The 19121-nt window shown below is 42.1% G+C and carries 16 protein-coding genes; 9 read left to right on the top strand and 7 right to left on the bottom strand.

The window, feature by feature from the left end; genetic code table 11:
* Positions 1-64 precede the first annotated feature (64 nt).
* The 4 genes from QYC40_RS10690 to QYC40_RS10675 all read left to right on the top strand — a co-directional run bounded on the left by QYC40_RS10690 (position 65) and on the right by QYC40_RS10675 (position 5175).
* Positions 65-1594, top strand: coding sequence for a carboxypeptidase-like regulatory domain-containing protein (locus QYC40_RS10690; RefSeq protein ID WP_301990243.1), 1530 nt, complete (start codon positions 65-67; stop codon positions 1592-1594).
* A gap of 72 nt (positions 1595-1666) precedes the next feature.
* Complete coding sequence (locus tag QYC40_RS10685; protein WP_301990242.1) at positions 1667-2587, top strand: hypothetical protein; 921 nt, start codon at positions 1667-1669, stop codon at positions 2585-2587.
* 60 nt (positions 2588-2647) lie between these two features.
* Positions 2648-3763 (top strand): hypothetical protein, encoded by a 1116-nt coding sequence (locus tag QYC40_RS10680; protein WP_301990241.1) that lies wholly within the window; start codon positions 2648-2650, stop codon positions 3761-3763.
* Positions 3763-5175 (top strand): RagB/SusD family nutrient uptake outer membrane protein, encoded by a 1413-nt coding sequence (locus QYC40_RS10675; protein WP_301990240.1) that lies wholly within the window; start codon positions 3763-3765, stop codon positions 5173-5175. Before QYC40_RS10680 ends, QYC40_RS10675 begins: the two co-directional genes overlap by 1 nt.
* Positions 5176-5236: 61 nt before the next feature.
* Here the strand turns inward: QYC40_RS10675 and QYC40_RS10670 are convergent, their stop codons facing one another.
* Complete coding sequence (locus tag QYC40_RS10670; RefSeq protein ID WP_301990239.1) at positions 5237-5869, bottom strand: YgjP-like metallopeptidase domain-containing protein; 633 nt, start codon at positions 5867-5869, stop codon at positions 5237-5239.
* A 135-nt stretch (positions 5870-6004) separates the two neighbouring features.
* On the opposite strand from QYC40_RS10670, the gene QYC40_RS10665 reads away from it, so the two are divergent.
* Positions 6005-8008, top strand: a complete 2004-nt coding sequence (locus tag QYC40_RS10665) for a M13 family metallopeptidase (RefSeq protein ID WP_301990238.1) — start codon at positions 6005-6007, stop codon at positions 8006-8008.
* Positions 8009-8084: 76 nt separating this feature from the next.
* On the opposite strand, the gene QYC40_RS10660 is transcribed toward QYC40_RS10665, so the two are convergent.
* Complete coding sequence (locus tag QYC40_RS10660) at positions 8085-8417, bottom strand: YegP family protein (protein WP_301990237.1); 333 nt, start codon at positions 8415-8417, stop codon at positions 8085-8087.
* Positions 8418-8488: 71 nt separating this feature from the next.
* The gene (locus QYC40_RS10655) at positions 8489-8869 is read right to left on the bottom strand and encodes a YchJ family protein (protein ID WP_301990236.1); all 381 of its coding nucleotides are present in this window, start codon (positions 8867-8869) and stop codon (positions 8489-8491) included.
* Between the two features lie 161 nt (positions 8870-9030).
* Between QYC40_RS10655 and QYC40_RS10650 the strand changes: the two genes are divergently transcribed.
* On the top strand, positions 9031-9561 hold the full coding sequence (locus tag QYC40_RS10650; protein ID WP_301990235.1) for a lipocalin-like domain-containing protein: 531 nt from the start codon (positions 9031-9033) through the stop codon (positions 9559-9561).
* An 84-nt stretch (positions 9562-9645) separates the two neighbouring features.
* Positions 9646-11556: an amidophosphoribosyltransferase gene (locus tag QYC40_RS10645; RefSeq protein ID WP_301990234.1), complete on the top strand. Its 1911-nt coding sequence runs from the start codon at positions 9646-9648 to the stop codon at positions 11554-11556.
* 70 nt (positions 11557-11626) lie between these two features.
* Here QYC40_RS10645 and QYC40_RS10640 read toward each other — a convergent pair whose 3' ends face one another.
* Positions 11627-12409 (bottom strand): murein L,D-transpeptidase catalytic domain family protein, encoded by a 783-nt coding sequence (locus QYC40_RS10640; RefSeq protein WP_301990233.1) that lies wholly within the window; start codon positions 12407-12409, stop codon positions 11627-11629.
* A 68-nt stretch (positions 12410-12477) separates the two neighbouring features.
* Complete coding sequence (locus QYC40_RS10635) at positions 12478-13509, bottom strand: L,D-transpeptidase (protein WP_301990232.1); 1032 nt, start codon at positions 13507-13509, stop codon at positions 12478-12480.
* A 129-nt stretch (positions 13510-13638) separates the two neighbouring features.
* On the opposite strand from QYC40_RS10635, the gene QYC40_RS10630 reads away from it, so the two are divergent.
* Positions 13639-14058 (top strand): NUDIX domain-containing protein, encoded by a 420-nt coding sequence (locus tag QYC40_RS10630; RefSeq protein WP_301990231.1) that lies wholly within the window; start codon positions 13639-13641, stop codon positions 14056-14058.
* 115 nt (positions 14059-14173) lie between these two features.
* Here the strand turns inward: QYC40_RS10630 and QYC40_RS10625 are convergent, their stop codons facing one another.
* Entirely contained in the window at positions 14174-14767 is a 594-nt protein-coding gene (locus QYC40_RS10625) for an outer membrane beta-barrel protein (RefSeq protein ID WP_301990230.1), read from the bottom strand.
* A 390-nt stretch (positions 14768-15157) separates the two neighbouring features.
* On the opposite strand from QYC40_RS10625, the gene QYC40_RS10620 reads away from it, so the two are divergent.
* Positions 15158-16339, top strand: a complete 1182-nt coding sequence (locus QYC40_RS10620) for an MFS transporter (RefSeq protein ID WP_301990229.1) — start codon at positions 15158-15160, stop codon at positions 16337-16339.
* 74 nt (positions 16340-16413) lie between these two features.
* Here QYC40_RS10620 and QYC40_RS10615 read toward each other — a convergent pair whose 3' ends face one another.
* Positions 16414-19089, bottom strand: coding sequence for a heavy metal translocating P-type ATPase (locus QYC40_RS10615; protein ID WP_301990228.1), 2676 nt, complete (start codon positions 19087-19089; stop codon positions 16414-16416).
* Between the last annotated feature and the right edge of the window lie 32 nt (positions 19090-19121).

Below are 19121 nucleotides of genomic sequence, written 5' to 3'. Positions count from 1 at the left end.
CGATTAAATAATATATGGTTATTGAAACCGTATCGAAAAGAAACCAATTAATACTGAAATATTTATGGATATAACGCTATATACGCCGAGATACGCTCGACGTGAGGTCTGGCGAGCCCACGAACGTTTTTTCTTAAAAATATCAATTATTCTGTTTTTGTTATGCCTTGCTAGTGTCGAGGTTTGGGGGCAGGATCGAGTTCAATTATTCGGTGTTGTCCGCGATGCGGAAACTAAGCAGCCCATCCCGGGAGCTACCCTTACCGTTTTGGATTCTCGATTTGTGATGAAAACAAACGAATGGGGGGAGTATGCTTTCGAAAGCATCAATAAAGATAAGATGGAGATCACTTTTTCATGTGTGGGCTATGCGCCGTTGGTTTATTCGCTGCGGCAACTAAAGCGCAGAAGAGATATTCATTTGAAGAAACAGGTCAGTAGAATTGAAGAGGCCATTGTGCGACACCGCAATCCGAAAAACGTCATGCTGGATATTGAGCAAAGGCGGCACCTCAACCTGGGTCAGATGTTGGAAGGAACCGTCCCGGGACTGATATTTCGTCCCTCGACGACAGCGGAACAGGAAGTTATTTTTTCGACGCCCCAATTGAACATTAGTGGAAATATGAACCTGCGCCAACTGTATGAACAGATGAAAAGGAATATGCCAGAATCGATGGCTATGTATCCTACATTCTTGGAATTTCAGCGTGTTTTTGACCAGAAGCGGAGTGAGCTGATGCGAGAAGTTGGGGCCAATATTGTTAATCAAACGAAATTGTCCTCGTTGGGATTAGTTCCGGAGTTTCGGGGCGGTTCGGCTTTGCCGGCTGATACCAAAGGGATGCTTGTACTGGTCGATGGATTTCCCGAAAAGGAGTTTCCGCTTAATATGCCGATGGCGAACATTGAAAGTGTGGAGGTGATTCGTGATCCGGAGGAGGGCATAAAGTATGGACCCGAAGGGGTAAACGGTGTGGTGCTGATTAAGACGATGCGCGGTTCGGTTGGTAAGCCACTGGAAATACACTATACACAGAATTTTTTCATTTCCGAGTTGGAAGATATGAGTAATAAGTCCCTGGAAAGGATATCCTCGAGAGACTTATTGGATTTATATCGAGATCGCTTTGATTTGGACATTACGCCCATGACGAACCTCCATTTACCATATATCGGCGTCAATCCTGCTTACCTTTTGCTAAATCATCATCGCCACGACAAAATCAGTGCTTCGGAATTCGAACATCGTTGGGATTCCCTTGGCAATCTCGACAATCAGCAACAGATTCGACAAAGCCAACAGCGTGTGGGTATGCAGAACTATAATCTGCGCTTGGCGGGGCGTAAAGATGAAGTGCGCTATAATTTAAGTTTGATGTATAGCGATAATAAGAGTTCCACGCCTGGCGATTACATGCGGAACTTTGATCTGAACTCGAACAACAGTTTTTCCTTTTTCAAAAATAAGATCGAGGGTAATCTTTATGTGCGCTATCGTCTTGGCGAGAATAAGACTGTTCCACGCATGAGTATGTCGCTAGAGCCTTATCAGATGCTCTATGATGAACAAGGAAATTATGTGTATGATTAAAACGATACCTATCGATATGATTTAAACCAGCAGTTTAAGGAAAAGGGCGCGTTGGACGTTGGACGTAATTATATGGAAGACCAGCGTTTGAATTATAGCCTGGGTCGCAATCGTACCTTATCGGCCTCCGGGAAAGTTCAGGTTAATTTTCGTCCATCGCTCAGCTGGATCAACACCTTGCTCTATCAACGAACCAAAAATCGGACGGAACAATTTACACACGAGCATTCTACAGATGCACGGAGGCATTTCAATATGTATTCTGTCCCTGTTAAAGATAAAGGGATTACCTATTGGGCGCCAATTGGGAATTATAATCAACGTGGCGGAAGTTTAGAAGAGACGATGGACTTTCGATCAGGTTTTGATTTCAATAAAACAGTTTCGGAAATCCATCAATTCAAAGCTGGGCTGAGCGGTTGGGTTTCGATGCTGGATGCGAAGATGAATCCTGTGAAGGTTTTTTATGGGGTAGATGCGCGCGGTCGGGGGGGCGACACGATCTGGATGGAGCCGACTGCAGCAAGAAATATCTATGGAGAGCCAATAGAAACAGGGTTGCTGATTAATATTCCGCAACCGCAAAATCAGCGGAACAGGAACCTGCGTATTGGCGGAAACTTCGGGTATTCTTATCGGGAAACCTTTCAAACGAAATTGATGTACAATGGTGTTTATATACCTAATCATGGCGTAAGGCCTAATTATGCGATGTTCCATGATGCGAGTTTGTTGTTGGATTGGGACTTACATCAGCGTTTTATTCCGGAGAACCGCATTATCAATGAGCTTTTGATCGGCACGAAAATTGGCGGATTGCGCTCGCCGAGGCTACCGGCGCAGCATCGCGCGAATAGAAATCTAGAAACCAATTGGGACTATTATTCCATCTCCTTGACCAATTACTTCGACCCTAATATGAGCAACATCAATTTGAATTATGCAAAGACCTCATTTTATCTAGGCTTGTTCAACGACCTGATGAAGTTCTAGGCGAGTGCTTACTTCAATAATCAGGATAAAACCTTATGGTCGGGTGATTTCAATTATAACTTGAAGCAACATTTACTGACGAAAGTGGATTTCCTAAGTACTTTATCGCTAATTTATAGCTTGCAGAATTTCGATCAGTATCAGTCACTTATGATTCAGTTTGAGCTGAATCAATTGGATAGACATAGCGTGGTGCAGCCCAATTTTTTGGTCATGGATTTTTTACCTCCTGCTATCTTAAATCATGAGCCTTCGATACGCCTGGGTTTTTTAAGCGATCGATTCCTGTTAGATATCCGGAAATACGATCGGCTGACGACAGGTATTGTGCTGGATATGTACAATCGACCGGATTTTGCCACAGGTCTTGAATCACGTTATGTTAAGAATACCATCCGGACCAAAGGGTTGGAATTTGTGTCGACACTGAAGTTATTTGATCGGAGCAGATTTCGTTGGAATGTCAATTTGCTGGCATCCTTCAATGATATTATTAATGTAGAAGTTCCGGAGCAGGAATATATCGCGAACTATGCTTACCTAGTTAGCCCTCGCAACAATTATTCGCAGAATGCGATGTGGAGCTATCGCTGGGGCGGCTTGAACGAAGAGGGCGAGCCGACTATTCTTAATGATCAAGGTGCTCGTTTGGACGCTGCGGAGCAATCCGCATTGGTTTTCAGCGGAGTAACGATTTCGCCGAATACGGGTTCGATCAATCAGTTTATCGATGTTGCTGATTTTTTCTTCCAAACGCGAATCAATTGGCAGTCGGGGGGAGTGATGCGGAAGTATATTCCTGCGCCATCCTCTGCCATAGACCATCATTCGGATTTAATTTACCGATGGCGGAAGCCTGGAGATGAGAACCTTACTGATATCCCAAAGTTGGCGAATTATCATTTAGGGCGAGAGCTGATCACGCAGAATTCAACGAATTCAATTTTGTCGTCCGACTTTGTTCGATTGGAGGAAGTGCAGGTCGGCTATCATTTTCCACGGCATATCACCGCGCCGATGAGGATGAGCCGGCTATCGGTTTCTGTTCAGATGAATAATATCTGGTTTTGGGCAAGAAATGCATATGGCTATGATCCACGCTCGGTCGCGAATAATGGCCTTCTATCTCCACAGATGCCAAGACAATATTCATTTTCAATTAACGCTAGTTTCTGATGAAAACACTACCATCTAGTTTCCTTTTATATGTCCTTCTGGGTTGTCTTTTGAGTTCCTGTTCCAAGTTTTTGGATGTAAATCCCAATACTGGCGAACACATATCTGTTCGGAATTTTGTAGACTTTGAAGAAGTGTTGAACAGTCGTGATTTTGCTTCGCATAACATGATCATCGCAGAGTTTCTTTCGGATAATATTTATTTCCACCCCGATTCGGTAGCTCGTATGGCAAGCGACTACTCGCTCCGGAATGCGTATTTATGGAATGAACCGATCTGGAATAATAATGATACGGATGACCTTTATCGGGCATTATACAGAAATATCGCACAGGCCAATTTGGTTATTAATTATCTAGATTTCGCGCTGGATGGCACTGCTGAGGGAAAGCGGCGGTTAATTGCAAAAGCGAAGATTCACCGCGCATATGCTTATTTTATATTGGTGAATTTATACGCTCCGCAATATAATGCTGCTGGTGCCGAGAGCGATTTGGCGGTGCCCTTGATTACGACATTAGACGCCAATCAGTTGCCGCAGCGCGCTACGGTGAAGCAGCTCTACGACCTGATTGAGCAAGATTTGCACGATGCGATGGCGACTGCTGAGCTGCCCGATAAAGGAAAGGATGTGTTGCATCCGGGGAAAATCTGCGCTTTTGCGCTATCAGCGAAAGTACAGCTCCAGAAAGGAGCGTATGAACAAGCTCTGGATTCCGCCAATAAAGCACTTGCCATCAATTCGTTCTTAATCGATTATAACCCGTTTTTGATGGAATACGAATCCTATGTATTCTTGCTGTTTCAAATGGAAGAGTATCAGGAAGTTATATTTGGAAAAGCGGGGCAGGAGTTTAACTTTTTCCAAACAACCGGGTTAAATATTTATCTGCCCAAGGATTTAATATCCATCTATACAGAGAACGATTTGCGCTTGTTTGCCCATTATGGACAAAATTATAATACTTGGGAATATATTTATCAGATTGTCGCTAATCCGGATGGTTCCTCAAGTGTTGTGCGCTTTAATAATGCGATCACTGTTCCTGAAATGATGCTAATTGCGGCCGAATGCCATGCGCGAGCGGGCAAAGTAGATGAGGCTATGGCTTTAATCAATAAATTGCGCTTTAAACGTATGCTGGAAGATACGCACGAGGATTTAGTCGCCGAAAGCCCGGCAGAGGCGTTGAACTATGTGTTGGACGAACGACGTAGAGAGTTGAGTTTTAAGGGTGGGATACGCTTAATGGATATTAAGCGCCTTGCTAATGATCCGCTAAATAGGACTGTTTTAAATCGCTACGATGCGGAAGGGAATGTCATCAAGACCATAGAATCTAACTCGCGACGACTGATTATCCCATTTACACCACGCGCCTTAATATTCAATCCGAACCTACGAGAATGAAAATCAGGATGTACCATTTCTCTTATCGGTAATCATAGAACCTTGAACCAGACAGGCTATTTTATCTGAATTGGTTTAATAGCCTTTCTGTATCTGGAAAGTACTGATTGATTAATGCTAATTCATTCTCCTCAGGGAGTAGGGGCAGTATTGCAGAGAATACGAAGTAATCAATAGTGCGCAGCGAAAGATCTTTTATCTGTTTATTAAAAGTGATATTGGCGTTGTCAACATTTGTTTTGTAAGGACTGGCTTTGAGCATCCGAAAGTGGATGTCGTTCGATAGCACATTCAGCTGTTCTTCCCAATGGCTTACCCGTTGCAGGACATATTGTTGAAAGAGCTGCTCTCTCAGATTTTCAGCAAACTTAGTTTGTTGGATGTCTGTGTTGGCTTTGGCACTGCAATAAACTAAGTCGGCTTTGATGTAGGGTTGGAATTCCTCATTCCTGATAATCTTAACGGGATATTTTTTACCAAAGAGATCAATTCTAAAGAATTCCAACATGGACTCGGGAACAACTTGGAAGGCACTGCTTTGCTGAAACTGGCGGATGTAGGCAGCTACTTCATCTAAGCTGTTTTGCGCATGTGCATAAACCGTCGGAACGTCTTCATGAAGGTTCAAGATCCGTATTTCTCTTTTTTCAGTGGTCAGTAGGTTGTAATCCTTGTCGTCGACTTTTATTAGCATAGGCTTGCAAAATAACGTATTTCCTATCTAAAAATGCGTGATATTCAGAATATAAAGGAATAGTTACTTTAGATTATTTCTAGAATAAGTATGTTTGCACTTATATTAAACAGCTTTTTAGATTAAATGGTTATTATGAAAAAATATGTATTGATTGCTGCATTGATGACTGGATCAGCTTTGGGCTTCGCTCAAGAGAATCATGCTATCAATGTGTCCTATATGGACAAAAGCGTACGTCCGCAGGACGACTTTTATAATTACGTTAATGGGAACTGGATGAAAACTGTCGAGATTCCATCGGACAAAGCACGTTGGGGATCCTTCGACGCGCTAGCTGAAAACACGGACGAGAACAGTTTAAAACTTCTTAAAGCTTCATTAGATCAGAAGTTCGAAAAGGGCTCTGACGGGCAAAAGATCGCAGATCTTTACCGCTCATTTGTTGACTTTGAAACACGTAATCAATTAGGCTTGAAGCCTATTCAACAACAGTTGAAAGATATCGACGGTATCAAGAACCTGAACGACCTATACAACTATTTCCTTAAGTATGCTGAAATCGGTGGTAATCCGTTTTTCGGTGGCTATGTATATGCGCATATGAAAAACAGTAATATGAATGCTGTTTATTTAGGTGGCGGAGGCTTAGGTCTTGGTCGTAGCTACTACCAAAAAGTTGATGAGAAGAATACTGAGACTTTGGGTAACTACCAAAGCTATATCAATACGCTATACAGCAAAGTAGATCAAAAGACTAGAGATCTGAAAGGCCCGAAGATTGTAGAATTTGAGAAATTAATAGCTTCCAAATTAAAAACAGTAGAGGAGTCAAGAGATGCTCAGAAACGCTATAACCCTGTCGCTGTAAATGACCTAGGTAAGATGGTGAAGAATATGGATGTAGCCAAATACATCCGTAGCGTTGGATTCACCGCTGATACGGTAATCATTGGTGAATTAAAATACTATCAGGAGTTAGATCAGATCGTAAATCAAGAGAACCTTCCTGTAATCAAAGAATACTTGAAGTTCCATGTGATGGATGATGCGACGGGCTACTTGACGAAAGAGCTTGATGATTTATCTTTCGAGTTCTATGGTAAGAAATTGAGAGGTCAGAAAGAGCAGCGCGCATTAGATAAACGCGGTTTAGCATTTGTTAACAGTAATGTTGGTGAGCTTTTGGGTAAATTATACGTAAAAGAGCACTTTCCAGCAGAGGCAAAGCAAACCTGTGAAGAAATGGTGCAATATCTGATTAAATCTTTCAACCAACACATCAAGGATTTAGCATGGATGTCTCCAGCGACGAAAGAAAAAGCATTAGAAAAGCTTTCTAAGTTTAATGTGAAAATCGGTTATCCTGATAAATGGAAAGACTATTCTAGCTTAGCGATCGGCACTAGTTTGATCGAGAATGTTCATAACATGAACCGTTGGTCGTTCCAGGAGAACTTAGCGAAGCAAGGCAAGCCGGTTGATAAATCAGAATGGGGTATGTATCCTCAAATGGTGAATGCATATTACAGTCCATTATTTAATGAGATCGTATTCCCTGCGGCTATTTTACAGCCTCCATTCTATGACTATAAAGCGGATCCTGCTGTAAACTTCGGTGGTATCGGTGCTGTAATTGGTCATGAGCTATCCCATGGTTTTGATGATTCAGGTTCTCAATACGATGGAAATGGTAACTTAAATAATTGGTGGACAGACGAGGATCGTGAGAAGTTTGAGAAAGCTGCTGATGCATTAGTTGCGCAGTTCGAGTCGTATGAGCCGGTACCAGGAGTATTCGTTAATGGACGCTTTACCTTAGGTGAAAATATCGGTGACTTGGGTGGTTCTTCTGTAGCATTCGATGCTTTACAGATGTACCTGAAAGACAAGGGTAACCCAGGATTAATTGATGGATATACGCAAGAGCAACGTTTCTTCTTATCATGGGCTACAATCTGGCGTTCTAAAACAACAGATGAATATGTTGTTAACCAAGTGAAAACAGATCCACACTCGCCAGCGCAATACCGTGCGGTTGGTCCGATCATCAACTTAGATGCTTTCCACGAAGCATTCCAGACTAAAGAAGGTGACAAACTATATGTTCCAAAAGACAAACGTATTGTTATTTGGTAATCGGTCTAGTTGAGTACATAAAGAAAGGGCTGTCGGAAATGACAGCCCTTTTTCTATTATTTTCGAGGGGAGGAACTTAGATAGTCGTATCCTCGGTTGCTGCATCAGGAGCATTTTCCTGAACAGACTTAATTCCATTCGCACGGCCAGATTCGCTGGCATACATTTCACTTGATCCGATAATCTGTCCATTTCCTGCCTTCAGATTGAAATAAAATTTTCCATTCTTCGCAGTTAATTTTTCAAATTTAGCGCTATCAGCAGCATTTTTCTTCACGGATGAGATACCATTTTCGCAAGCCGCTTTACTGGTATAACCTTCGCTAGTCAAGATAACCTGTCCATTAGATGCTTTCAGGTTAAATTGAAATTCTCCGTTTTTTCGGGTAGACATGACAAACTTTCCCATAGTTTATAATATTTTAAATTGATATACTAATCTAATAAATTTCGATTAGTATATCGTGTTTTAATAAAAACTTATGCTTTCAATTGGCCATCATAATAATACCAGATTCCGTTGAGTCGCTTAAAGTTAGATTTTTCATGATGTATATGAAGTTCGCCCCTGAGATCCATATAATAGGCTTTAAATTCAACCGTAGAGGTCGTACTCTTTACGATCTGCAGCTCCTGCCAGTTGTTTTCCTTTGCCCATTGCTCAATTTCTGATTTTTTTTGAAACCTCCGCGTTTGCGGATGGAAGCTATCATAAAGGAAATCAATCAAACGGAGACAGAATGCTGCGTATCTGGAACGCATTAGTTGCTCGGCTGTTTCGGCGAGTTTCTGATCTTGATGAATCCGATTGCAACAATTTTGATAGGAAAGTGTAGATCCGCAGGGGCAAAGTTGTATCATAAGCTTTTTAAAAGTAAATTAGGAAGATAACCACTTATAACGATTACTCTCCGCATTGCGAATATACTTATCATCACTTTGTCAAAGAAGAAATGATATGAATAATGTTACAAACTATTCGACCTGAATCATCGTTATACTAGCAAAACAGCAAACCTGAAATGACAACAATCAAAAACGAACTAATTGGGACCTGGACCCTGTTATCATATATTGAAATACCAATTAACGGCGCAGATAGTACATTTCCAATGGGTAAATCACCCATAGGCACGATTATGTATGGTGCTGATGGACATATGTCGGTGCAAATATCGAATCCTGCGCGATTGAAATACAGTTCCAACGACCGATATGTAGCGACGCAGGAGGAAATGGAAGCTTCTGTGAAAGGCTTTATCGCCTTCTCCGGTTCCTACCATATCGACAATCGCAACGCTATATTAAAATATCATATCAGCAATTCTTCATTCCCAAATTGGGAGGGAGGAATTCAAGAGCGAAAGATCGACTTTGAGGGAGATATTCTATATCTCAAATCGGTAGAACCTATTCTTTCCGGAGGATTCTATGTAAACAGTTACATGACCTGGCGTAGAATCGAGAAAGAAGAGCTGATTTCTAGACGCGAGCGCTTTTTGGAAATCGCTGCTAGGAAGCATAATTCGACATCTTTAGAGGACGTTGACTAGTAGTGTCGGGTAGGTGCAATTTTTCTGTAGAAGACTTCCGACTTTTTTTTAAAAAAGCGTACCTTTGTGCCATCAATTCAAGCTATGAGTGACGCTATAAAACACGAGTGCGGAATAGCACTTATTCGATTGTTAAAACCCCTGTCTTATTATCAAGAAAAATACGGTACGCCTTACTATGGGATCAACAAGTTGTACCTGCTTATGGAAAAGCAGCACAACCGTGGTCAGGATGGCGCAGGTATTGCGACAATTAAGTTTGACGTAAAACCGGGCAACCGCTATATTTCTCGTTATAGAGCGATGGGTTCATCGGCAGTCGCGGAAATTTTTGAATACGTTCAAAAGAAATTTGCCGCAGTACAGAAAGCATTTCCGGAAGAAGCTAAGGATACCCAATGGCTGAAGGAAAATGTAAGTTTCACCGGAGAGGTGCTACTAGGACACCTGCGCTATGGAACACATGGTAAAAATAGTATTGAAAGCTGCCACCCTTTCTTGCGCCAGAACAACTGGATGTCAAGAAACCTTGTGGTTGCCGGAAACTTTAATATGACTAACGTAGATGAGCTATTGCAGCAACTTTACGACCTTGGTCAGCACCCTAAAGAACAAGCAGACACCGTTACGGTGTTAGAAAAGATTGGACACTTCCTTGACGAGGAAAACCAGAAGCTATTCGATTCTTTCAAGAAAGAAGGCTATTCTAATATCGAGATCTCTGCACAAATTGCGAAGAATATTGATGTGGCCAAAATCTTAACGCGCTCGGCGAAGACTTGGGATGGCGGTTACACTATTGCCGGAATCTTCGGACATGGCGATGCTTTCGTTATGCGCGACCCAGCAGGTATTCGTCCCGCATTCTATTATCAGGATGATGAGGTTCTAGTTGTTGCTTCAGAGCGCCCGGTTATCCAAACAGCATTTAACATCCCATTAGGCGCTGTTAAGGAAATTAAACCAGGACACGCATTAATTGCCAAAAAAGACGGTACAGTTTCCGAAGAGATGTTCAGAGAGCCGGTAGAGCAGATGTCATGTTCTTTCGAGCGTATTTATTTCTCGCGCGGATCGGATGCCGATATTTACAAAGAGCGTAAATCGCTAGGTCGCTTATTGTGCCCTCAAGTACTGAAGAGTATCAACGGAGATATCAAGAATACCGTATTCTCATTTATCCCAAATACGGCTGAGGTATCGTATTACGGAATGATGGAAGGTATTAGCGAGCATGTGAGAAAAGTACAGAAGGATGTTTTACTGAACCGTGCTGATAAAATTACAGACGAAGAGTTGGAAGAGGTGTTGAGCATGTCTCCTCGCTTTGAAAAACTTAACGTGAAAGACGCGAAACTACGTACATTCATTACGCAGGATGCTGATCGTCAGGATATGGTTCAGCACGTTTATGATACAACTTACGGTATTGTTCGCGATCATGAGGATACAATCGTTGCTATTGACGACTCTATCGTACGAGGAACTACGCTTAAGCAAAGTATCTTGACCATCTTGGATCGCTTGCATCCGAAGAAGATCGTGATCGTATCATCAGCACCGCAGATTCGCTATCCCGACTGTTATGGTATCGATATGTCTAGAATGGGCGAGTTCGTCGCGTTCGAGGCTGCTATCGCTTTATTGCGCAAGAACGGCTTGGCACATATTATCGATGAGGTTTATCAGAAATGTGTTGCTTCGGTAACCATGCCTAAGGATCAAATAGAAAACTATGTGAAGGCGATTTATGAGCCTTTTACTGATGAGGAAATCTCACAAGAGATTGCTCGTATCGTGAAACCACATAGCTTGAAAGCAGAGTTGGAAGTAATCTTCCAGACTTTAGATAACTTACACGTTGCTTGTCCAAACCATAAAGGCGATTGGTATTTCTCAGGAAATTACCCAACACCTGGAGGAAACAAAGTCGTTAATCGTGCATTCATGAACTGGATGGAAGGAAAGAACGTAAGAGCTTACTTCAGTAGCTAAGAAGATACAAACGCATAAAAAAAGAGCTGTATGATAATCATACAGCTCTTTTTTTATTGCTAGTCTTCTTTTAATTTAAGACTGCATTGTTGTCTTTTTTGATATCATCCGTATGCTCTGCAATCATCGTTGGATTTGGGAGGATAGGATTTAACTTTATCAGTTTTGTACTCGCCAGGTAATCCTTGTTGCCTGCATAGATAAACATCAGCGAACCATTCTTAATTGTGTTGATGATAGGCTTGTTCAACTCTCTAGGCACTGCCGGACATCCGTAGCTTCTTCCAAGTCTTCCAGTGGATTTTATCACATTCTCGCTGCAATAGTCCGCGCCATGCATAACGATAGCTCGTGCTAATGCCTGATCATTGATTCCTTTTTCCAAACCATTCAATCTTAATGAATAGCCATTTCCACCTTGGTAGGTACCTTCTGTGGTGTAAAAACCTAAAGAACTTTGATAAGAATTGTGTCTGTTTGAAAACGAGGTGGCAAATTTCTCGCCGCTGTTTCTACCATGCGAAACGATGGTATGATATAACAATTTCTTATTCTTTAGATCGATTACATACATACGTTTGTCCGTCGATGGTAATGTGAAATCAATAATCGTGATAATATCCTTATTTTTCGGACTTAGCTTCCCGTATCCCTGCATTGCTTGCTCAAAGGCTTCCCATTTCAGGATGCTTGTTAGCTTAAGTTCCTCATAAAGACTTCGTGTCGGATCAATATGTTCTGTTTCGATTGTCTTGTTTTCTTTGTGGCTTATTTTAGCATTGCTGCTGTTTAGGTCTACCGGTAGTAGAGACGTAGCTACTGCCCACAAAGAAAAAAACATTAGTTTATTCATAAGCACTTTTCCCTTGTTTATATAACAAAGCTAATAAAAAAGTGACAATCAAATTGTTAAAATGCCTGTTAATCGATTACAACGACCAATGATTTGAAGGGTTTTGACGTATCATAAACAAATTTGGCGTGTGATGACGCGTTCCTGACACACATGTGGGAGCGCGGGGTAGTACCTAATGACCAACTGTATTCTACGATTTTACCTTTCGGATTGTTCACCGGAACACCATGAATATAGCCTCCATTGGTGAATCTGGACGCCCAAGGGGCAAATCCCTCGATCGTTTTGGTACCATCGCCAAGGTAAAACATCTTCGCTTTTTGCTCTTGTACCATGAAAATTCCCACAGGTGTTTCCATCTGATGTGGGGGCTTATGCAGGCCCGAAGTGGCAGGATTCATACTTCGTATTTTCCACTCTTCTTCCCCTGTTCGTTCAACTGTTAAAATATTTTGGTTTGTAACATCTACGAAGTTAACATGGGTTATTTTTAAGGAATCGCCAATAGATTTTACATAACGCTTCGGAACAAACCAGGTTCCTTCAAAGGAAATTCCATTCACCTTCACCATTTTCAAGGTATCGCTGCTTTCTAAACTCACTAGCGAGCCGTCACGCCCATAGATCGAAGGTTTAGCGCTATCCTCAGCTCGGTATAAGGGAGCGGACTGATATCTTTCGGTGCCTAAGGTGTCAGACACACGTTTATAAGCGTTCCTAACAAAGTTCTCAACCACAGGCGACTCGCCATTGCGATTCTTATAATTCTGCAATACCGCATAATTATGTGGCGCTCTTTGGAAGTTTTCGATATAAGCTAGCTTCTCTTTTATCTTATCCAGTTGAAAATGCCGCGTGGTATCTTTATACGGATAAGTTTCCTCCAATGTATGCTCATTATAGGTTAGATCTTTCTCCAATTTGATATCAGCTGCCGTTCGAGGTCTTACCTTTTCGGCTTCCTCTGCTTTTTTTATTCGTTCTAAAGAGTCTTTTTTTCTCTGGATTGCTGGATCGTCCGTCTTCTTTGGCGTTTGCTTACAAGCAGAAAATGCAATAATCGCAAGTAGAATAAAAAACAAGGAATATCTTCTCATTCGGTAAATAGGGTTGAAAAATATTAAGTTAAAAATTGCCCAAAGATATAAATTACTATATATCCATAGGTAGACTACTAAAAATCGTTCCACTATTTGAATTATCGCAAAAAAGTTAACTTTGGAGGTATGAATGAGGCGCAAATACTACAGATTGCTGTGGCAATTATTATTAACTCGCAAAATAAAATGTTGGTCGTGCAAAAGCAATCGTCGACTTACTATCAGTTACCAGGTGGGAAGATAGAGGTTGATGAAGAAGCCATTGATGCACTCTGTCGGGAATTAAAGGAAGAACTGAACTTACCACTAGTGAAGGAACAACTAAATCTATTGGGAATACATGAAGCAAAAGCGGTCAATGAGGTCGGCAAGACCGTAAGAGGCTATGTATTTAAAGTGGATATTTCCGAGACTCAACAAGATTTAAAGCCCCACGCAGAATTGAAAGAAGTACATTGGCTCGCCAAAGAAGAGATAGCCGATTTTAAATTGGCCAATTTACTGAAAGAATTCGCGTTGCCACATTGGCTCCAGAAGCAAAACTAGCGAGCCAACGCATTGCGCGCAGTGCAACTTATACGACAAAGGGTCGCCTCTCGGCAACCCTTTACTATTTATTTAACATATTATGTGCTGATGTCCTATGACGGACATCGGGATATTAAAAGTGGAATTGTACACCTAAAGTTGGAGCTAACGAGTTAGCATCTAAACCGTAGCTGTTCGTAGTAACTTTCGTGTCAGTAGTTTCATTTTTAACCGATCCGTTATTGTAGTATAGACCTCTAACTTTCAACTCGATACCGATGTTGCTAGTTGGGAAGTAAGCAATACCTGGCGCTAATTCTACACCGTAATCAGCAGTAGTAGCTGTTTTAGTATCGTTTACTTTTGCAGTACCCCATGCCATAGGAACAGTTAACTGTCCGAAGAATTTTACAGGACCATCGTTTTTGCTGTACATTCTACCGTAAGGTGATACAACAAATTTTCCAACCGTTTGGTCATTATCTTTAGTTTCCTCTGCTTTATTCCAAGAGTAACCAACACCTGTACCGATAGCGATGTTATCTGCTACGAAATATCCTACTTGAGGGATGATGCTAAAACCTGTAGTTTTAACGTCTATATCTTTGATTGATTCACCAGCGAAACCAACTTGTCCGCCAAGAATGATTTTACCTTTTTCAGTTTGTGCTTGAGATGCAAATGTAATAGCTGTAACAGCAGTTAAAGTAAGTAATAATTTTTTCATGTTTTTGTTATTTTAATTATTGACTATTGTGTCATGTATAGTCAGTTATTCAAATCAAATGCCAAAAGTATAGCTATGGAGTCTGCATAATGGAGAGACGAACAGATGTAAACGCTAATGGGTTAATTTTTAATATGTTATTATAAATTAAAAAAATATAACGAAAACTTTAATGACATTGCGTAAACAAAACTAGAAAGAAAGCATAACTGCCAAATGTTGAACATTGTTCAAAATAAGTCAGTATGACAGGTATTGTCAGTAAAAATGTATGACAGCATTGCTTGTTGGTAACAAATTAGCTAAGGGAAGATAAATCGAACAGGTGAATTGAAACTTGTCAATAAGTTTAATAGCTTAGCCGCCGAATTGATAATTTGCACACGCGCTATGAACTCGGAATCTCCTAAACTTTCTTCTACTGTTCTCTGGTTGATGACTATATTTTCAGCTTTAATCGTCGCCAATATTTATTACAATCAACCTTTATTGGGAAAAATCGCTACGGAGTTTGCTGTTTCTGAGGCTGCGGTCAGTAAGATTACGGTTTTGACACAGGTGGGGTATGCGGCGGGTCTGCTGCTGATTATTCCCTTGGGCGATAAGATTATGCGGAAGCGTCTTATTCTCTTTGATCTCGTTTTGGTATTGGCAGTGCTACTTTGCATGGCGACGGCAAATCAGCTGTGGATGCTGTTTGTGTCGAGTTTTCTTTTGGGTGTAACCTCGGTTGTTCCGCAATTGTTTATACCAATGGCGGCAGATTTGTCGACTGCTGAGAACCGTTCGAAGAACCTGGGATTGATTATGTCGGGCTTGTTATTAGGGATTTTGTTATCTCGTTTCGTTGGCGGCATTGTTGGCGACTTGTTCGGATGGCGCAGCATTTATTGGGCGGCGGCAGGCTTGATGGTGATTGCATGGGTTTGTATATATAGGTTGTTTCCAGAAATTAAGCCGAATTTCACTGGGAATTACCTTTCCTTGATGCGATCGGTTTGGCATCTGGCAAAGACGCAGCCCGTTCTTCGCTTGGCCGCATTTCGAGGCGCAATGGGCTTTGGGTCGCTATGTGGCATCTTTACGACTTTAGCGTTCCATCTAGAGCAACCGCCTTTCGAGGCTGGGCCTTCCGTCGCGGGTAGCTTTGGATTGGTCGGTGCCGCGGGAGCCCTGTCTGCAGCGTTCGTAGGTCAGTTGACTAAGCGTTGGGAAGTCAATAAAATCATTCTGATCTCCTTGTGTATTTTACTAGGGAGCTGGTTGTTTACCTATTTTGGCGGGAATACCTATATAGGCTTGATTATCGGTATTATCTTAATTGATCTAGGCTTGCAGTCTACCCACATCATGAACCAATCTGATTTCTTTTCCATAAAAACTACGGCGACAAGTCGTTTAAATACGGTTTACATGGTCAGCTATTTCATCGGCGGATCCTTAGGGTCCTGGTTTGCGGCCTATGCCTGGGAATTTGCCGGCTGGGGCGGTGTCTGTGCTGTGGGGGTTGGTTTTGCATCTTTGGCGCTACTAGCTCATTTGCGCTACGCTAATAAGTTGAAGCACAATTAAAAACAAAAGCTGTTCAACAGTCTTTATCCCTGAAGAAAAGGATGCTGAACAGCTCGATATAAACTGTAGAAAAATTAATCTAATGAGCTATTGTTCAATCGCAGTGAGTTGACAATAACCGACACCGAGCTCAGACTCATTGCCGCTGCGGCAATCATCGGAGACATAAGGATGCCGAAACTCGGGTATAAAATTCCCGCAGCAATCGGAATACCGATTACATTATATAGAAAGGCAAATCCTAAGTTTTGCTTAATGTTTCGCAGCATCATTTTACTTAGTTTATAGGCTTTATGAACGGCCTTTAGATCGCCTTTTACCAGCGTTATCTCCGCGCTCTGTATCGCGACATCTGTTCCTGTTCCCATAGCTATGCCAATATCCGCTTGCGTCAATGCAGGTGCGTCGTTGATTCCGTCGCCCACCATGATGACTTTCTTGCCTTCGGCTTGTATTTTCTTAATACCGTTTAATTTGTCTTCGGGCAGTAAGCTCGCCTGAACATGCTTAATCCCTGCTTGTTTAGCAACGATCTCTGCCGTGTTTTGGTTATCTCCGGTAAACATATGGACCTCAATTCCTTCATCCTGAAATTTTTTGATCGCTTCGATACTGCTATCTTTCAATGCATCAAAGGCAGCGACAAGGCCGGCAAACTGCCCATCGATCGCTAATACAGATACCGAGTTGCCCTTTTTCTGTAGTTCTTCGATCTGTTGCTCTTGGCTTTTATCTAAAACAATGTTTTGTTCCTTCATCAATCTTGGCGTGCCTAACAGGACGTTCATATGATGTATATTGCCCTTTACGCCTTTCCCTGCAATGTTTTCAAATTGAACGACATCCAATAGTTGCGAACCTTCTTCTTTTGCTTTATCCAGCATGGCTTGCGCTAGGGGGTGGGTACTGTTCTTATTTACCGAAGCCGCAATCTGTAGGATATCCTTTTCTTGAAATTTAGGATTGCCCGACACGACTTCCGAGACGCTAGGTTTTCCCGAAGTAATAGTACCTGTTTTATCAACGATAAGGACATCCGCTTTCTCTAGTTTTTCCAACGCTTCGGAATTCTTGATCAAGATGCCGTTCTTCGCGCCTTTGCCAATTCCTACCATGACAGACATCGGAGTCGCTAGCCCTAATGCACAAGGACAGGCAACAATTAAAACCGCCAATAGGTTAGAAAATGCCATCGCCGTACTGTTCGGCACAGCCGATGCCGACCAAGCGATAAAGGTGATAATCGCAATGACAATTACCGTAGGGACAAATATTTTAGAAACTTTATCCGTTAGTTTTTGAATCGGTGGCTGGCTTCTGCTCGCGGTATTTACCAATTGTATAATTTGGGATAATAAAGTCTCGCTACCAACTTTCTCGGCTTTAATCAGGATTTCATGGTTGCCGTTGATTGTACCGCCTATTACTTTATCTTCCGGTGCTTTCTCTACCGGTATAGGTTCGCCGGTAATCATGGACTCATCAATAGACGTGTTTCCTTCTTCCACAATACCATCCACAGGGACTTTGTCGCCGGCCCTAACGCGTAAAATATCGCCAAGCTTGACATCATGAATCGATACCTTTTTATCCTTGCCATCGACCACGACAATCGCCTCGGCAGGGGATAACTTGATGAGTTCTTTGATAGCGCTATTGGTTTTCGAATGTGCTTTAGCCTCCATGACCTGCCCAAGCAGGACAAGCGTAAGGATCACCGCTGCGGATTCGAAATAGAGATGGACTTCACCGTGATGGCCTTTTAGTTCTGCAGGGAAAATCTGCGGAAAGAATAAGGCTAACAAGCTAAAGATGAAAGCAGCGGCTGCACCAAGACCAATTAAGCTGAACATGTTTAAGTTCCATGTCTTAAAAGAGGTCCAAGCGCGTTCAAAGAACATCCAGCAAGTGTAAAACACAACCGGTATGGTCAATATTAACTGTATCCAGGCATTGAACTGATAGGGGATAATCTTAGATATAGGTTGCCCGGGAAGCATATCGCCCATAGACAGTATAAATATCGGCAGGGTACAAGCAACAGATATCCAGAATTTTTTCAATAAGTCTTTATAATGTTGATCTTCTTCCTCGGTTACCTGATTGGGTACCAGGTCCATTCCACATATAGGGCAGTTTCCGGGATGATCCTGAACGATTTCAGGGTGCATTGGGCAGGTGTATTCTACCTTGACGGTCATCTCCGGGATTTTTTCAAGATTCATTCCGCAGACAGGGCATGAGCCGAATTTATCATAAACTTTGTCGCCTTCGCACATCATCGGGCAGTAATACTTGCCCGCATTGCTTGCGCTGGCGACAGGTTTTCCATGCGCGTGTGCATGTCCATGCTGATGCTTAGCATGTGGGTCTGGCTTCTGTACCTTTTCAACGGGTCGCAAGAACATGCCACAGACCGGACATCTTCCCGGTTCGTGATATATTTTGTCTTCACCTTCACAAAACATCGGACAGATATATTGGCCGCTTGGCGATTCTTCCTTTGGATGTTCCGCAGGTGCAGTCGCATGATTTTTATCTTCACTGATTTTATAGGCACCCCCCAGCTCATCTAGTTTCGCTTGTAGTTCTGGCGTGCTGATGTTTTCATCGGCAGTAATTTCTGCTTCGCCGGTTTCTAACTTTACAGCAGCCTTTATGCCCGGAACTTCGTTCAATTTCTTCTCCACATTGGTTCGACAACCATTGCAAGTCATTCCTGAAATTCCATATGTTTTAGTCGTGCTCATAATTATCCTTTCTTTGATAACAAAGTTCCGGA

It is taken from the genome of Sphingobacterium sp. BN32 (assembly GCF_030503615.1).
GTDB lineage: Bacteria > Bacteroidota > Bacteroidia > Sphingobacteriales > Sphingobacteriaceae > Sphingobacterium.
This window is presented reverse-complemented; position numbering and strand designations above follow the sequence as displayed.

Bases quoted from the DNA above. Each gene is read 5' to 3' on its own strand.
- QYC40_RS10620 (WP_301990229.1), top strand. From the start codon at position 15,158: ATGAACTCGGAATCTCCTAAACTTTCTTCTACTGTTCTCTGGTTGATG.
- QYC40_RS10690 (WP_301990243.1), top strand. From the start codon at position 65: ATGGATATAACGCTATATACGCCGAGATACGCTCGACGTGAGGTCTGG.
- QYC40_RS10675 (WP_301990240.1), top strand. From the start codon at position 3,763: ATGAAAACACTACCATCTAGTTTCCTTTTATATGTCCTTCTGGGTTGT.
- QYC40_RS10630 (WP_301990231.1), top strand. From the start codon at position 13,639: ATGAATGAGGCGCAAATACTACAGATTGCTGTGGCAATTATTATTAAC.
- QYC40_RS10625 (WP_301990230.1), bottom strand. From the start codon at position 14,767: ATGAAAAAATTATTACTTACTTTAACTGCTGTTACAGCTATTACATTT.
- QYC40_RS10645 (WP_301990234.1), top strand. From the start codon at position 9,646: ATGAGTGACGCTATAAAACACGAGTGCGGAATAGCACTTATTCGATTG.
- QYC40_RS10665 (WP_301990238.1), top strand. From the start codon at position 6,005: ATGAAAAAATATGTATTGATTGCTGCATTGATGACTGGATCAGCTTTG.
- QYC40_RS10660 (WP_301990237.1), bottom strand. From the start codon at position 8,417: ATGGGAAAGTTTGTCATGTCTACCCGAAAAAACGGAGAATTTCAATTT.
- QYC40_RS10640 (WP_301990233.1), bottom strand. From the start codon at position 12,409: ATGAATAAACTAATGTTTTTTTCTTTGTGGGCAGTAGCTACGTCTCTA.
- QYC40_RS10650 (WP_301990235.1), top strand. From the start codon at position 9,031: ATGACAACAATCAAAAACGAACTAATTGGGACCTGGACCCTGTTATCA.
- QYC40_RS10635 (WP_301990232.1), bottom strand. From the start codon at position 13,509: ATGAGAAGATATTCCTTGTTTTTTATTCTACTTGCGATTATTGCATTT.
- QYC40_RS10615 (WP_301990228.1), bottom strand. From the start codon at position 19,089: ATGAGCACGACTAAAACATATGGAATTTCAGGAATGACTTGCAATGGT.
- QYC40_RS10685 (WP_301990242.1), top strand. From the start codon at position 1,667: ATGGAAGACCAGCGTTTGAATTATAGCCTGGGTCGCAATCGTACCTTA.
- QYC40_RS10655 (WP_301990236.1), bottom strand. From the start codon at position 8,869: ATGATACAACTTTGCCCCTGCGGATCTACACTTTCCTATCAAAATTGT.
- QYC40_RS10670 (WP_301990239.1), bottom strand. From the start codon at position 5,869: ATGCTAATAAAAGTCGACGACAAGGATTACAACCTACTGACCACTGAA.